This window comes from Staphylococcus simiae (assembly GCF_017357005.1).
Taxonomy (GTDB): domain Bacteria; phylum Bacillota; class Bacilli; order Staphylococcales; family Staphylococcaceae; genus Staphylococcus; species Staphylococcus simiae_A.
The window spans coordinates 1492492-1505780 of the sequence record NZ_CP071589.1 but is presented as its reverse complement, the minus strand read 5'-3'; the positions used below and the strand labels follow the sequence as shown (position 1 = coordinate 1505780).

Here is a 13289-nt window from a genome sequence, read left to right as displayed (position 1 = left end):
AAGTTAAGAGTTTAATATACAAATTGGGAAGAGTAAGTTTAAATGATTTTCAAAGAGAGCATATGGTTGGTGAAAGTATGTAGATGATTTAAACTGAAGGTAGCCCACTAGTTATCTTAGTTGAAATATGTACAGTAGGCTAAGACGTGTTTGAGCGTTAATCATTATCTAGAGTGCTTGAAGAATTTGACTAATAACATTGTGATTATTGTTGGAAATTCTTCTTGAATATAGGTGGTACCACGGAATATCCGTCCTATTTTAATATATAGGATGGATATTTTTTTATTTTTTAGGAGGTATTTAATATGGAAATGGAACCAAAGTATAATCCACGTGAAGTAGAAGCGGGACGTTATGAAGAATGGGTTGAAAAAGGCTATTTTAAGCCGTCTGAAGATAAATCAAAAGAAACATATACAATTGTTATACCACCACCTAATGTGACAGGTAAATTACATTTAGGGCATGCTTGGGATACAACATTGCAAGATATTATTACACGTATGAAACGTATGCAAGGTTATGACACTTTATATTTACCAGGGATGGATCATGCCGGTATCGCTACTCAAGCTAAGGTAGAAGCTAAATTAAATGAACAAGGATTATCACGCTATGATTTAGGTCGTGACAAATTTTTAGAACAAGCTTGGGATTGGAAAGAAGAATATGCTTCATTCATTCGTCAACAATGGGCAAAATTAGGCCTAGGCTTAGACTATAGTAGAGAACGTTTTACATTAGATGAAGGTTTGAGTAAAGCAGTCAAAAAAGTATTTGTTGATTTATATAATAAAGGTATCATATATCGTGGTGAAAGAATTATTAACTGGGATCCTAAAGCTCGTACTGCATTATCTGATATTGAAGTTATTCATGAAGATGTACAAGGTGCCTTTTATCATTTTAAATATCCATATGCAGATGGTAATGGCTATATTGAAATAGCAACGACTAGACCTGAAACGATGCTAGGAGACACAGCGATTGTTGTTAATCCTAATGATGAACGTTATAAAGATGTTATTGGTAAGACAGTGATTTTACCGATTGTTGGTCGTGAATTGCCAATTATAGCTGATGAATATGTAGATATTGATTTTGGTTCAGGTGCTATGAAAGTGACACCTGCACATGACCCTAATGACTTTGAAATTGGTCAACGTCATCATTTAGAAAATATCATCGTTATGGATGAAAATGGTAAGATGAATGATAAAGCTGGAAAATATGAAGGCTTGGATCGTTTTGATTGTCGAAAACAACTAGTAGAAGATTTAAAGGAACAAGATTTAGTTATAAAAATTGACGAACATATGCATTCTGTTGGTCATTCTGAACGTTCAGGTGCTGTAGTAGAACCTTATTTATCAACACAATGGTTTGTTAAAATGGATACACTTGCGCAACGAGCACTAGACAATCAACAGACTGATGATCGTATTGATTTTTATCCAAGTCGTTTTGAACATACATTTAATCAATGGATGGAAAATATTCGTGACTGGACGATTTCAAGACAATTATGGTGGGGTCATCAAATTCCAGCATGGTATCATAAAGAAACTGGAGAAATATATGTTGGTGAAGAAGCACCAACAGACATTGAAAATTGGCAACAAGATGAAGATGTACTAGATACATGGTTCTCAAGTGCCTTATGGCCATTCTCTACATTGGGTTGGCCAGATACAGAAAGTGAAGATTTCCAACGTTATTATCCAACTAATGCGTTAGTAACTGGTTATGATATTATTTTCTTCTGGGTAGCACGTATGATTTTCCAAGGTTTAGAGTTTACTGATCGTCGCCCATTTAACGACGTATTATTACATGGTTTAGTAAGAGCTGAAGATGGACGTAAGATGAGTAAATCACTTGGAAATGGTGTCGATCCAATGGATGTTATCGATGAATATGGTGCAGATAGCTTACGTTACTTCTTAGCTACTGGTTCATCACCTGGACACGATTTACGTTATTCTACTGAAAAAGTAGAATCTGTTTGGAATTTCATTAATAAAATTTGGAACGGTGCACGTTTTAGTTTGATGAACATCGGTGAAGATTTCAAAGTCGAAGATATTGATTTATCAGGTAATTTATCATTAGCTGATAAATGGATTTTAACGCGGCTAAATGAAACAATTGCCACAGTAACTGATTTAAGTGATAGATATGAATTTGGTGAAGTAGGCCGTGCTTTATATAACTTTATTTGGGATGACTTCTGTGATTGGTATATCGAGATGAGTAAAATACCAATGAATGGTGAAGATGAATCTCAAAAACAAACAACACGATCCGTTTTAAGTTATACTTTAGATAATATAATGAGAATGTTACATCCATTCATGCCATTCGTTACTGAAAAAATTTGGCAAAGTTTACCTCATGAAGGTGACACAATTGTTAAAGCAGCATGGCCTGAAGTTCGTTCAGAGCTAATATTTAATGAAAGTAAAGAAACAATGCAACAATTAGTTGAAATTATTAAATCAGTGAGACAATCTCGTGTAGAAGTTAATACACCTTTATCTAAAGAAATTCCAATTCTAATTGAAGCTAAAGATAAAGAAATAGAAACTACACTATCCGAAAATGCTGATTACTTACACAAATTCTGTAATCCAAGTGAGTTAACGATTAGTACAAATATTGATATACCTGAAAAAGCAATGACTTCAGTTGTACTAGCTGGTAATGTTGTATTGCCACTTGAAGGATTAATTGATATGGACAAAGAAATTAGTCGTTTAGAAAAAGAGCTTGAAAAACTACAAAGTGAAGTAGATCGTGTAGACAAAAAATTATCAAATGAAAACTTTGTCAACAAAGCACCAGAAAAAGTTATAAATGAAGAAAAACGTAAACAACAAGATTATAAAGAGAAATATAATGGTGTTAAGGCAAGAATTGAACAATTAAAAGCATAGGAGTAATAACGATGAATTACCTAGACAGCTTGTATTGGATCCATGAAAGAACTAAGTTCGGCATTAAGCCTGGCGTTAAGCGTATGGAATGGATGTTACAACAATTTAATAATCCACAAAATAATATCAAAGGTATTCATGTCGGTGGTACAAACGGAAAAGGTTCAACAGTTGCCTATTTAAGAACAGCTTTAGTTGAAAATGGTTATGAAGTCGGTACGTTTACATCACCATTCATTGAAACATTTAATGAACGTATTAGTTTAAATGGTACACCTATTTCAAATGACGATATTGTAGAGTTAGTTTCATTAGTTAAGCCCATTAGCGAAAAAATGGATGAACAAACAGATTTGGGTGTAGCTACTGAATTTGAAATTATAACTACGATGATGTTTTTATATTTTGGTCAATTACATCCAGTTGATTTTGTTATAGTCGAGGCTGGTTTAGGAATTAAAAATGATTCGACGAATGTTTTTAATCCAGTGCTATCTATTTTGACAAGTATTGGACTCGACCACACAGATATTTTAGGTAATTCATATTTAGATATTGCTAAAGATAAAGGTGCAATTATTAAACCTAATACACCGATTATTTATGCAGTTAAAAATGAAGAAGCGCTTAAATATGTTAGGGATCGTGCTGTTGAACAACATGCTAAACCTATAGAATTAGATCGAGAAATTATAGTTGTATCACAAAAGGATGAGTTTACTTATCGCTATAAAGAATATGAATTAGAAACAATCATTTTGAATATGTTAGGTGAACATCAAAAACAAAACGCAGCACTTGCTATTACAGCATTAATTGAATTAAATGAACTTGGATTAATTGAACTTGATTTTAATAAAATGATTGATGGAATTGAGTCAGTTTATTGGTCAGGACGTATTGAACAAGTACAAGAGCAACCAATTATTATTTTAGATGGTGCGCATAATTCAGAAAGTATAGATGCTTTGATTGATACAATACAAAACTATTATCATTTTGATAAAGTAGATATTTTATTTTCTGCTATTAAAGGTAAACCAGTTAATGACATGATTAATCATTTAAGCAAGATTGCTCAACAAATTTATGTTACTGAATTTGACTTTCCTAAGGCGTTACGAAAAGAAGAAATCGTGGCTAACATTGAGATGGATAATATACAATTAGTTGATGATTACGTTGAATTTATTCGTAATTATCAAGGTGAGGTACTAATTGTTACAGGTAGTTTGTATTTCATTAGTGAAGTGAAGTCGAAAATTGAATTTGAGTAAAACTTTAGTATTATTACATTAATGATTAAAAAATTTGATAAATATTGGAAATACCCTTGTTCGTATACATTTATTGATAAAACGAACAAGGGTATCTTTTATGAATAAACAAAAAAATTTTGGTTCTCTCCCAAATTGGACTGATACATAATTATTTTTTTAGCCTCGCTTTCCTAGGGTGCTGTCTCAGCCTGTAGTCTTCGACTAGCACTGCTCCCTCAGGAGTCTCGGCTTCAAAACAATTTATATATTAAATTATTCATTTTTTATTTATCAGTCCTGAAAAATAGAGAACCAAAATTTTATATAAAACTTTAAAGTTACAATTTATTATAAAAATGAAGTTGTATCTTTCTGAAAATTTAAAGCTATTATAAATAACTAAATAAAATCATAGATAGCGAGTAGGATTTTATGACATTTAACAATATTTACAACTTTAACTCGCTTAATTATAATTTTAACAAAGGAGGAAAGATATGTGCTTGTATTAACGTATTGTTATAGTTGTTTATATAGTTTTTTATCTCAAATTTCTAGTGTGAAAACATTAAATTTTAAAGCATGTCTCATTAGATCTAAATGTGATGCTTGTCATCACCAATTAGCATGGTTTGAATTATTCCCTATATTTAGTTATATCTTATTAAAGACAAAGTGTAGATATTGTCAACAAAAAATTCCACTTACGCATTTTGTTGGTGAAGTTTTAGCAATTTGCCCATTTTTTCTCATTTACTTTTCCGTTACTAATATTCATTCGCAATTATTGATATCAACCTTTTTATTTTTTCTAGTTCTATCTATCAACGATATTGACTCAATGACTATAGATTTAAGGATATTAATTATATACGTTATTGTTACTTCTACTTTCACTCATATATACATAATCTCCTTCTTTATTGTAACTTTAAGTGCCCATTTATTTTATATTGTTTATAGAACAAGTATAGGCTATGGAGATATATTGGTTATCAGTGTACTTTCTTTATTTTTCCCACTCAGTTTTTTAAACATTCTTTTAATAATGACATTTCTACTGGCAGGTATGGTAGCATTATGTATTTTAATATTTAGAAGAATTATTGCATTACCATTAGTACCTTTTATATTTATAGCTTTTATATTAAATTCAATATTCTACGATAATTTATTTCGATTTTTAGGAGGATATTATATTTGAAAATTAAAGAAATGAACATATCTGAAATGCCTAGAGAAAGACTTTTAACTTATGGCTCTAAAAGTTTATCTAATAGTGAATTGTTAGCAATACTTATTAATACAGGTAGAAAGGGATTTTCAAGTATTGATATAAGTAATGAATTATTAGGGAAGTATAGCAGCTTAAGTCAATTAAAAAAGGTATCTATCAATGAATTAACTAATATAAAAGGTATAGGGTTGCATAAGGCCATTACTTTAAAGGCAGTGTTCGAATTAGCTGAAAGACTAAGCCAACCTGATATCATAAAAAAATTCAAAATAACTAAGCCAGAAGATGTTGCTGAATTAATGATGTCATCAATGAAGGATTTAGCACAAGAACATTTTATGTTGATATTATTAAATTCTAAAAACATAGTTATCAAACAAGTCTGTGTTTTTATAGGTACATTAAATAGTTCTATAGTTCATCCTAGAGAGGTCTTCAATATAGCAATAAAAGAAACGGCGAATGCTGTAATTGCTGTACATAATCATCCTTCTGGTGATGTTACACCATCACAAGAAGATATTATTACAACGATGCGTTTGAAAGAATGTGGTGAGCTGTTAGGAATTGAATTATTAGATCATATCATCATAGGTGATAATAAATTCACTAGCTTAGTAGAAGAAGGATATTTTGAATAAAGAGACTAAGCTTAATAGCATATATGTCAAAACTTGTGTATAATACGTACGAAAGATATACATAGGAGGAAATACAGTGACTATATTTCTTATCATAGGTGTGCTTGTTCCGATGATCTATACAATGAGAATAAACATTAAAGATATAAAGATAACAAGAAAAGAAGTTATCAATACTGTCTTATTATCAGCAGGAGCAATTTTAATTACCACTGTAATTGGAGTACTTGTTACACATCAACAATATTCACTTATTGCTGTGATTATTGGTTCTATTATAACGGGTGTTGTATGGGGATTACTGTTAGTCGGAAGTTATGCTCTGTTGCGATATTTGTCTAATGCTTTTGGAAATAAAAAATAATACTATAAAATGTAAAGACTCCTAATCAACCTGTATTGAAAGTAACTACAGCTGATAGGAGTTTATTTTTTATATAATGATGCTATTTTAAAATCTAGGTAATCCTGTATTATAAATATGGAAATAATCTAATAGCCATAATAATCCTTGGTAAGCTAGATAGATACATAATAAAACGACACCGATATAAATTAAAAAACGCAATATTGAGAATCCAACTCTAAATAGGAGGATAACTAATAATGCAATTAAAATTATTGTTAGAATACTCATTTTTAAACCTCCTTGAAGTTGTGATATTGACTTTACCCATTATAATGTATATTTTAATAGACTGCATCAGTCTTTAGATAGATATTGTTTAAGGCTCTCGACTGATGACATTTTTCGATAAAAAATATAAAATTAATATAAAAAGGAGGCGTGCAATGAAGACTTTTTTTACTATTATTAAAAATATCATCGCAGTAATGGCTATTTTAGTCATTGTTTATATAGCTTTAAAATATGCGCCTTTCCTTCGTGATCAAGAATGGAATCCTATTAATCAACCATCACCTCAATCAACTCAAGTGATGCAAGATAATAGTCAAAATCCACAACCACGTGTTTTGGAAAATGGTAAAAGATACTCACTCGAAGATAATGATTTAATAAAAAACGTACCGACTAGCCAAATTAAGAATGTTTTTAATTTTATAGATAAAAGAGAATTTATGGATGTTTCTGGTTTAACTCGTATGGCATATAATGAGCAATATTTAATAGGGCAGAGAGACAATGAATTCATAATTTATAAATTTGGTTCAGATTCTATTAGAGTTTATAATACCGAATTCGAAATGCAACAAGATTTAAATGAATTAGGACAAAATCTTATAATGAAACCTAAAGAAGCATACCAATAATAACAAGATTTGTACGGTTGCATGAGTAAATTAGATAAGTTAAGATGACATTAGAATAAATAAAAAGGTTGGTGTAGTTCTAATGGCAGAGCAGTCTAAAGATAAACAAGCTAATGAGCAAGCAAAAGCCCAAAACTTATTCGCAAATTGGAAAAATAAGCAATCTAAAAGTGAAAAATAATTATACAATTTAATACATTTCAACGTTAATCAAATCGATATCAATAAGGATAATGAATTTGATGCAATTGATATAATAAGTCTGAGTTGGTCAGTAGCATTATACTTTTTTAAATAAAAGTACTGACTAAAACTTAGACTTTTTCTTTTACAGTAATAATAGTTTTTAATGCTATACCCATAATAAAATAATGTTATTACCCAAAGATATTGAATTAGTATGCTATACCACTTAAATTTAATATAAAAATCAATAAAAATGACATAAATTAAACTACACAACAAAAGGTAACATTATATTTGAATGTAGATGTTAATTACAAGAGATAATGTCACCAAATTAAATGCTTGATAGTTATTAACTTTGTAATTTCACAAAGTTAGCCTTTATTTCAATATGGTTGTAATATAAAATAGAAAAGACAAATAATATTTATGATGTAATAGAGGTGTTCTGGGTGTTTAAATTTTTTAAAAATAACAAATTAATTGTTGTTTTATGTGCAATTATAGTTTTCATTGCATTAATTGGATTATCCATCAGATCACAATCTCAATCACCTCCTGAACAATATGTAGGGGATTCTGTCTCATTTGGACAAAGAGTTGTGAGTTATCCAGTTAATTTTGTATCTGGTGCAATTGGAAATTTCTTTGGTAAGGGCGAATCAAAAGAAATTAAAAATAAAATCAATCAACTAGAAGCAAAAAATCAACAGTTAGAATCAGAAAATACAAAATTAAAGAAAGAGTTGGATGTTAAAGATATTTCTAAATATGATCCAATTTCAACTACAGTAATTGCCAGAAACCCAGATCAATGGTTAAATACAATCATTATTGATAAAGGTACTAAAGCAGGTATTAAGACTAATATGGCTGTAATGACTTCGCAAGGTTTTATAGGTAGAGTAACAAAAGTAAATCAATTTTCATCACAAGTTGACTTAATTTCTACGAATACAAGATCTGGTAAACTTTCGGTTAATATTCAACATAATTCGAAAAATGTTTTTGGTCTTATCGATAGATATGATGAAAAAAACGAAGAATTAGTAATCAGTGACATTAACAATAAAGATAATATTTCTAAAGGAGATAAGGTTGTAACAAGTGGACTTGCAGATGATTTACCAAGTAATTTATATGTAGGTGAAGTTACAAAGGTACAAAATGATCAATATGGGTTAGCTAAAGAAGTAAGAGTTAAAACTGGTGCAGACTTAGCAGACTTGAATCATGTCTATGTTGCTAAAAGAGATGCAAGCACTATTCCTGATAAAGAAAGCAGGGATAAATAATGAGAGCGTTAAAATATTTTTTGATTGGTATTTTGTTATTTTATTTAGATACAGCCATAGGGTTAGTTATACCAATGCATATTGGTAAAATAGACCTTATATTCGTACCACATTTAACGCTAATGTACATATTAATGATGACAGTTTATCGAGGGTTTGGAGTAGGTATTCTTCTGGCAATATTTTTAGGAATGATGACAGATGTATATTTTGGTAGTATTTATGGTGTGTACTTATTTGGCTACATATTATTTTTAGCACTTATGGACCAACTTTTTAAAATATTTTACAAAGATCATACTATGCTGTTTGTTATCATTTTAAGCTGTACGATATTATTAGAGATTTACGTTGCAGTTATATATGGTATTTTAGGATTTATTCAATTTAGTCTTATTCAATTTGTGTTATTTAGATTATTACCAACGCTTATTTTGAATTTTATTTTATTGATAATTTTATATCCTTTAATCATTAAATTCATTAAAAAAACTAACAATGCAATTGACATGAAACGTCGTCAATGGTAAGATGCAGTAGTTGAGTAGTTATGAGTAGCTACATACAACCGCTCAAATATAGGTTTAAGTACGATTTAGTCACCTATATATGGCGTGACTTATAATATAGGAGGTGCAAAGTATGTTTGCTATTATTGAAACAGGTGGAAAACAAATCAAAGTAGAAAAAGGTCAAGAAATTTACGTTGAAAAATTAGACGTAAATGAAGGTGACACTTTCACATTTGATAAAGTATTATTTGTAGGTGGAGATTCAGTTAAAGTTGGTGCGCCAACAGTTGAAGGTGCTACTGTTACTGCAACAGTTAATAAACAAGGTCGCGGTAAAAAAATCACTGTATTTACTTACAAACGTCGTAAAAATTCAAAACGTAAAAAAGGCCATCGTCAACCATATACAAAATTAACTATCGATGCAATTAACGCGTAATCAATTATGATTACTGTTGATATCACAGTTAATGATGAAGGCAAAGTAACTGACGTTATCATGGATGGCCATGCCAATCATGGCGAATATGGTTATGATATCGTTTGTGCTGGAGCTTCAGCAGTTTTATTTGGTAGTGTTAATGCTATTATGGGTTTGACATCAGAAAGACCAGATATCGATTATGATGATAATGGTGGTCACTTTCATATTAGAAGTGTTGATACAAATAATGATGAAGCACAACTTATTCTTCAGGCAATGTTAGTTTCTTTACAAACAATTGAAGAAGAATATAATGACAATATTAGATTAAATTATAAGTGAGGTGCATTCCGATGTTAAAATTAAACTTACAATTCTTCGCATCTAAAAAAGGGGTAAGTTCTACAAAAAACGGACGTGACTCTGAATCAAAACGCTTAGGTGCTAAACGTGCTGACGGTCAATTCGTAACAGGTGGATCAATTTTATACCGCCAACGTGGTACTAAAATTTACCCTGGTGAAAATGTAGGTCGTGGTGGCGATGATACATTATTCGCAAAAATCGACGGCGTAGTAAAATTCGAACGTAAAGGTCGCGACAAAAAACAAGTTTCTGTATATGCAGTAGCTGAATAATTTTGTCTAATTAACACCAGAAGTGATACTTCTGGTGTTTTTTATTATTTAAGCATGTTGTTTGCATATAAAAGTATGCTGATAGCGCCAATAAGAGCTATAAAGTGTTCATAAGATAATCAAGTAATGTGAACGACAACTAATATATAAGTGTAAGGCTACTATGATTGTATGATGTTGTTAAGTTTCATAACAATTAAATAAATAATAAAATAAAGAAAAAAGCAAAGTGTAATCAGTAAATCATTAACATAAAAGTACTTAAGGTTTACATGAGTCACAAAGTTGACTCATTTGGCAGTAACTGTCTGGAATATAAAACATAGATAAATAATGATTTATATTCCTAGTCAGTTTTGCCGGGGTGAGATGACGAAATAAATCCCAAACATTATTTCTATCCCACTCCCTAAATCGCTCTAATCTATCAAAGATAGAAGAGTGATTAATATGCTATAATTATTGGGAAAATGAAAAAATAAGTAAAAGAGGTGAGATATATGTTTGTCGATCAAGTCAAAATATCTCTTAAAGCCGGTGACGGTGGAAATGGCATCACTGCATATAGAAGAGAAAAATATATTCCGTTTGGTGGTCCTGCTGGCGGTGATGGTGGTAAAGGTGCATCAGTAGTGTTTGAAGTGGATGAAGGATTAAGAACACTATTAGACTTTAGATATCAACGCCATTTTAAAGCTAAAAAAGGTGAAAATGGACAAAGTAGTAATATGCATGGTAAAAATGCAGCGGACTTAGTATTAAAAGTGCCACCAGGTACTACTATAAAGAACGTTGAAACTGATGAAGTGTTAGCTGATTTAGTAGAAGATGGCCAAAGAGCAGTAGTGGCGAAAGGTGGACGTGGCGGACGTGGTAACTCCCGTTTTGCTACACCTCGAAATCCTGCACCTGACTTTAGTGAAAATGGCGAACCTGGTGAAGAACTAGATGTTACGCTTGAATTGAAATTATTAGCAGATGTAGGTCTTGTTGGCTTTCCTAGTGTTGGAAAATCAACATTGTTATCAATCGTTTCTAAAGCTAAACCTAAAATTGGAGCATATCACTTTACGACAATTAAGCCTAATTTAGGTGTAGTATCAACACCAGATCAACGAAGCTTTGTTATGGCCGATCTACCAGGTTTAATTGAAGGTGCATCTGAAGGTGTTGGTTTAGGTCATCAATTTTTACGTCACGTTGAAAGAACTAAAGTAATCGTTCATATGATAGATATGAGTGGGACAGATGGAAGAGATCCGATTGAAGACTTTAATGTCATTAATCAAGAATTAGTTGCATATGAACAACGTTTAGAAGATCGACCACAAATAGTTGTGGCAAATAAAATGGACTTACCAGAAGCACAAGAAAATTTAGAGTTGTTCAGAGAAACTTTTGGTAATGAAGTAACTATTATACCAATTTCTACAATCACTAGAGAAAATATTGATCAATTATTATATGCAATTGCAGATAAATTAGAAGAATATAAGGATGTTGATTTTTCTGTTGAAGAAGATGATACTGTGGGAATCAATCGCGTAGTTTATAAACATACACCATCTCAAGATAAATTTACTATTACGAGAGATGATGATGGTGCATACGTAGTTAGTGGTAATGCTATTGAAAGAATGTTCAAGATGACTGACTTTAATAGTGATCCTGCTGTCCGTAGATTTGCTAGACAAATGCGTTCTATGGGAATTGATGATGCACTTAGAGCACGCGGATGTTCAAATGGAGATATTGTTAGAATCTTAGGTGGAGAATTCGAATTCATTGAGTAAGGAGAGTTATAAATGGACAACAATGATTATAAGAAGTTTTATTTAATTAGAGAAGATGTCTTACCAGAATCTGTTGTTAAAACATTAAAAATTAAAGATGCTTTAAAAAATGATCCTAAATTGTCCATTTATGATGCTGTTAAGCAATACGATTTATCAAGAAGTGCATTTTATAAATATAGAGAAACAATCTTTCCAGTAAATGACAAAATGTTAGATCGTAGAGAATTTACTTTAATTTTATATGTGACGGATGTTGTCGGTATGCTTGCAAGAGTATTAGACGAAATTTCGAAACTTGAATTATCAGTATTGACCATTCATCAAAGTATACCAATGGATGAAAAGGCCACAATTACGCTATCTGTTAACGCTAAATCTAAAGATATATTAGTAGATGACGTGATTGCAACTTTAAGACAAATTGACAATGTATCAAAAGTTGAACTAATCAGTATGACTATTTAAGGAAGTGACAAATATGTATGCCTATATAAAAGGAAAATTAACGCAGTTATTTCCTACTCACGTTGTTGTTGAAACTTCAAATGGTATTGGCTACGAAATACAGACGCCTAATTCTTACCGTTTCCAAAAATATTTAGATAATGATGTTCAAATTCATACATCATTAATCGTTAGAGAAGACGCCCAACTTTTATATGGGTTTAGTAATGAAGATGAAAAGGATATGTTTTTAAGCTTAATAAAAGTTACTGGTATCGGGCCTAAATCAGCGCTAGCTATTTTAGCAACAAGTACACCGAATGAAGTTAAAAGAGCTATAGAAAATGAAAATGATGCTTATTTAACTAAATTCCCTGGAATTGGTAAAAAGACAGCAAGACAAATCGTACTAGACTTAAAAGGCAAAGTACAAATAACCGAAGAAGATGGCGAGACGTTATTACAAGTTGATCCTCAAGGGTCATCACATAATCAAACAATTCAAGAAGCTATGTTAGCACTTGAAGCACTTGGTTATTCTAAGCGCGAATTAGCGAAAGTTGAAAAAACGTTAAATAAACAATCATTTAATACTGTAGATGAAGCGGTAAAAGCAGGCTTACAAACACTAGTATCTTAATGATAA

16 protein-coding genes and 2 other annotated features are annotated in these 13289 nt (G+C 31.0%); of the genes, 15 read left to right on the top strand and 1 reads right to left on the bottom strand.

Annotated features, from left to right (window positions below; all coding sequences use genetic code 11):
- Window positions 1-10 precede the first annotated feature (10 nt).
- Window positions 11-262: a binding site (T-box leader), on the top strand.
- Between the two features lie 46 nt (window positions 263-308).
- The 5 genes from J3R86_RS06765 (at window position 309) to J3R86_RS06745 (ending at window position 6440) form a co-directional block, all read left to right on the top strand.
- Entirely contained in the window at window positions 309-2939 is a 2631-nt protein-coding gene (locus J3R86_RS06765) for a valine--tRNA ligase (RefSeq protein ID WP_207516640.1), read from the top strand.
- Window positions 2940-2950: 11 nt separating this feature from the next.
- Window positions 2951-4216: a bifunctional folylpolyglutamate synthase/dihydrofolate synthase gene (locus tag J3R86_RS06760; RefSeq protein WP_207516639.1), complete on the top strand. Its 1266-nt coding sequence runs from the start codon at window positions 2951-2953 to the stop codon at window positions 4214-4216.
- A gap of 481 nt (window positions 4217-4697) precedes the next feature.
- Window positions 4698-5402 (top strand): prepilin peptidase, encoded by a 705-nt coding sequence (locus J3R86_RS12310; RefSeq protein WP_207516638.1) that lies wholly within the window; start codon window positions 4698-4700, stop codon window positions 5400-5402.
- Window positions 5399-6076, top strand: coding sequence for a RadC family protein (gene radC / locus J3R86_RS06750; RefSeq protein WP_207516637.1), 678 nt, complete (start codon window positions 5399-5401; stop codon window positions 6074-6076). The genes J3R86_RS12310 and radC overlap by 4 nt, the downstream gene beginning before the upstream one ends.
- A 76-nt stretch (window positions 6077-6152) precedes the next feature.
- Entirely contained in the window at window positions 6153-6440 is a 288-nt protein-coding gene (locus tag J3R86_RS06745) for a hypothetical protein (protein WP_207516636.1), read from the top strand.
- 87 nt (window positions 6441-6527) lie between these two features.
- Here J3R86_RS06745 and J3R86_RS06740 read toward each other — a convergent pair whose 3' ends face one another.
- Window positions 6528-6713 (bottom strand): hypothetical protein, encoded by a 186-nt coding sequence (locus J3R86_RS06740; RefSeq protein ID WP_207516635.1) that lies wholly within the window; start codon window positions 6711-6713, stop codon window positions 6528-6530.
- 155 nt (window positions 6714-6868) lie between these two features.
- Between J3R86_RS06740 and J3R86_RS06735 the strand changes: the two genes are divergently transcribed.
- From J3R86_RS06735 to ruvA, 10 genes are all read left to right on the top strand, one after another.
- Window positions 6869-7348 (top strand): DUF4930 family protein, encoded by a 480-nt coding sequence (locus J3R86_RS06735; RefSeq protein WP_207516634.1) that lies wholly within the window; start codon window positions 6869-6871, stop codon window positions 7346-7348.
- A gap of 82 nt (window positions 7349-7430) precedes the next feature.
- Window positions 7431-7529, top strand: a complete 99-nt coding sequence (locus tag J3R86_RS12185; protein WP_002462344.1) for a hypothetical protein — start codon at window positions 7431-7433, stop codon at window positions 7527-7529.
- 457 nt (window positions 7530-7986) lie between these two features.
- Complete coding sequence (gene mreC, locus J3R86_RS06730) at window positions 7987-8829, top strand: rod shape-determining protein MreC (protein ID WP_207516633.1); 843 nt, start codon at window positions 7987-7989, stop codon at window positions 8827-8829.
- A complete protein-coding gene (mreD, locus tag J3R86_RS06725; RefSeq protein ID WP_207516632.1) occupies window positions 8829-9359 on the top strand; it encodes a rod shape-determining protein MreD in 531 nt (176 codons plus the stop codon). The genes mreC and mreD overlap by 1 nt, the downstream gene beginning before the upstream one ends.
- Before the next feature lie 26 nt (window positions 9360-9385).
- Window positions 9386-9459 (top strand) — a sequence feature (ribosomal protein L21 leader region).
- Window positions 9460-9471: 12 nt separating this feature from the next.
- Window positions 9472-9780: a 50S ribosomal protein L21 gene (gene rplU, locus J3R86_RS06720; protein WP_002463025.1), complete on the top strand. Its 309-nt coding sequence runs from the start codon at window positions 9472-9474 to the stop codon at window positions 9778-9780.
- Window positions 9781-9786: 6 nt separating this feature from the next.
- Window positions 9787-10107: a ribosomal-processing cysteine protease Prp gene (locus J3R86_RS06715; protein WP_207516631.1), complete on the top strand. Its 321-nt coding sequence runs from the start codon at window positions 9787-9789 to the stop codon at window positions 10105-10107.
- Between the two features lie 11 nt (window positions 10108-10118).
- Window positions 10119-10403: a 50S ribosomal protein L27 gene (gene rpmA / locus J3R86_RS06710; protein WP_000916187.1), complete on the top strand. Its 285-nt coding sequence runs from the start codon at window positions 10119-10121 to the stop codon at window positions 10401-10403.
- 500 nt (window positions 10404-10903) lie between these two features.
- A complete protein-coding gene (gene obgE, locus J3R86_RS06705; RefSeq protein ID WP_207516630.1) occupies window positions 10904-12196 on the top strand; it encodes a GTPase ObgE in 1293 nt (430 codons plus the stop codon).
- 12 nt (window positions 12197-12208) lie between these two features.
- The gene (locus J3R86_RS06700) at window positions 12209-12664 is read left to right on the top strand and encodes an ACT domain-containing protein (RefSeq protein WP_207516629.1); all 456 of its coding nucleotides are present in this window, start codon (window positions 12209-12211) and stop codon (window positions 12662-12664) included.
- Window positions 12665-12677: 13 nt separating this feature from the next.
- Window positions 12678-13283, top strand: coding sequence for a Holliday junction branch migration protein RuvA (gene ruvA, locus J3R86_RS06695; protein WP_207516628.1), 606 nt, complete (start codon window positions 12678-12680; stop codon window positions 13281-13283).
- Window positions 13284-13289 lie beyond the last annotated feature (6 nt).

Bases quoted from the DNA above. Each gene is read 5' to 3' on its own strand.
- J3R86_RS06765 (WP_207516640.1), top strand. From the start codon at position 309: ATGGAAATGGAACCAAAGTATAATCCACGTGAAGTAGAAGCGGGACGT.
- J3R86_RS06760 (WP_207516639.1), top strand. From the start codon at position 2,951: ATGAATTACCTAGACAGCTTGTATTGGATCCATGAAAGAACTAAGTTC.
- J3R86_RS06740 (WP_207516635.1), bottom strand. From the start codon at position 6,713: ATGAGTATTCTAACAATAATTTTAATTGCATTATTAGTTATCCTCCTA.
- J3R86_RS06735 (WP_207516634.1), top strand. From the start codon at position 6,869: ATGAAGACTTTTTTTACTATTATTAAAAATATCATCGCAGTAATGGCT.
- J3R86_RS12185 (WP_002462344.1), top strand. From the start codon at position 7,431: ATGGCAGAGCAGTCTAAAGATAAACAAGCTAATGAGCAAGCAAAAGCC.
- mreD (WP_207516632.1), top strand. From the start codon at position 8,829: ATGAGAGCGTTAAAATATTTTTTGATTGGTATTTTGTTATTTTATTTA.
- rplU (WP_002463025.1), top strand. From the start codon at position 9,472: ATGTTTGCTATTATTGAAACAGGTGGAAAACAAATCAAAGTAGAAAAA.
- J3R86_RS06715 (WP_207516631.1), top strand. From the start codon at position 9,787: ATGATTACTGTTGATATCACAGTTAATGATGAAGGCAAAGTAACTGAC.
- rpmA (WP_000916187.1), top strand. From the start codon at position 10,119: ATGTTAAAATTAAACTTACAATTCTTCGCATCTAAAAAAGGGGTAAGT.
- obgE (WP_207516630.1), top strand. From the start codon at position 10,904: ATGTTTGTCGATCAAGTCAAAATATCTCTTAAAGCCGGTGACGGTGGA.
- J3R86_RS06700 (WP_207516629.1), top strand. From the start codon at position 12,209: ATGGACAACAATGATTATAAGAAGTTTTATTTAATTAGAGAAGATGTC.
- ruvA (WP_207516628.1), top strand. From the start codon at position 12,678: ATGTATGCCTATATAAAAGGAAAATTAACGCAGTTATTTCCTACTCAC.